The 1,390-nt window shown below is 68.9% G+C and carries 1 protein-coding gene; it reads left to right on the top strand.

Annotation, left to right across the window (positions count from 1 at the left end; all coding sequences use genetic code 11):
• Positions 1–59 precede the first annotated feature (59 nt).
• A complete protein-coding gene (locus E6U81_RS39470) occupies positions 60–1,268 on the top strand; it encodes an IS701 family transposase (RefSeq protein ID WP_136234800.1) in 1,209 nt (402 codons plus the stop codon).
• The last annotated feature ends 122 nt before the right edge of the window (positions 1,269–1,390 follow it).

Here is a 1,390-nt window from a genome sequence, read left to right as displayed (position 1 = left end):
CTAGTAGTGCTTTGTTAGCTGGTCTTGTCGCGGTGGGTGTCTGGTAGTTCGCTGGTTGTATGAGGGCGGGTGAGCTTGCTGAGTGTCGGGGCCGGTTGGAGGAGTTCGCCGGGGAGGTGTTAGCGCCGCTGGTCCGCAGGGACCAGCGGGCGAAGGGCCAGTTGTATCTGCGGGGCCTGCTGCTGGACGGCCGACGCAAGTCGATGCAGCCGATGGCCGAGCGGCTCGGGGTCGACCATCAGCAGTTGCAGCAGTTCATGACGTCCTCGACCTGGCGGGTCGCTGACGTGCGGGCCGGCCTGGCGTGGCGGGCCGTGCGGGCGGTGCGACCGCAGGTATGGGTGGTGGACGACACCGGTTTCCCCAAGGACGGCACCGCCTCGCCGGGGGTGGCCCGCCAGTACTCGGGCACCTTGGGCAAGGTCGGCAACTGTCAGATCGGCGTCAGCGTCCACGCCGCTTCCGATACCGCCTCGTGCCCGCTGTCCTGGCGGCTGTTCCTGCCCGCCGCGTGGGACGAGCCCGAAGCCGCCGCAGGCCGGAGGGCCTGCCGGATCCCCGATGACGAACACCACCGCCCCAAGTGGCAGCTCGCTCTGGACATGCTCGACGAACTGGCCGGCACCGGTCTGCGGCCCGCGGTGCTGGTCGCGGACACCGGCTACGGCGCGAACGCAGACTTCCGCCACGGTCTCGAAGACCGGGGCCTGGCCTACGTCCTGCAGGCCAAGGCCGAGATGACCGCTTATCCGCAGGCCGTCGAACCGCACCAGCCCGCCTACGGCGGACTCGGTCCCCGCCCGCTGCCCCGCTACCGCACCCGACCCGTGTCTTTGCGTGAGCATGTGCTGGCTGCCGGACGGCAGCAGGGACGGACCCTGACCTGGCGCAAGGGTTCGAAAGCCGCGATGAGCTCGTACTTCGTTCTCCTGCGTGTCCGCCTGGCAGGCCGGCGCCCGAAGCCTGCCGCCGACGGCACGATCCCGCTGGTCTGGCTGATCGCGCAGTGGCCCGAGGGAGAGGCAGAACCGGTGAAGTACTGGATCTCGAACCTGCCCGCCAGCATCCCGGCGAAGGACCTGGTCCGGCTGGCGAAGTCGCGGTGGCGGATCGAGCACGACTACCGCGAGCTGAAGACCGCTCTGGGCCTGGACCATTTCGAGGGCCGGTCCTTCATCGGCTGGCACCGCCACGTCACCCTGGTGACCGCCGCCCACCTGTTCCTCACCGAACTGCGGAGGGCCCCAAAAGCCCCTGCCAGGGCCTGACCCTCTACCAGGCCCTGGACCTCCTCCAACACCTCATCGCCACCTGGACCGGCACCTGCCCCACCTGCCACCAACCAGTCCCATGGCACCCCTACGACACCACCTAACAAAGCACTACTAGG

This window comes from Streptomyces sp. A0592, from assembly GCF_004795115.1.
GTDB classification, from domain to species: Bacteria; Actinomycetota; Actinomycetes; order Streptomycetales; family Streptomycetaceae; genus Streptomyces; species Streptomyces erythrochromogenes.
This window is presented reverse-complemented; position numbering and strand designations above follow the sequence as displayed.

Excerpts from the sequence above, each read along its gene's own strand:
- E6U81_RS39470 (WP_136234800.1), top strand. The coding sequence starts at position 60 with ATGAGGGCGGGTGAGCTTGCTGAGTGTCGGGGCCGGTTGGAGGAGTTC.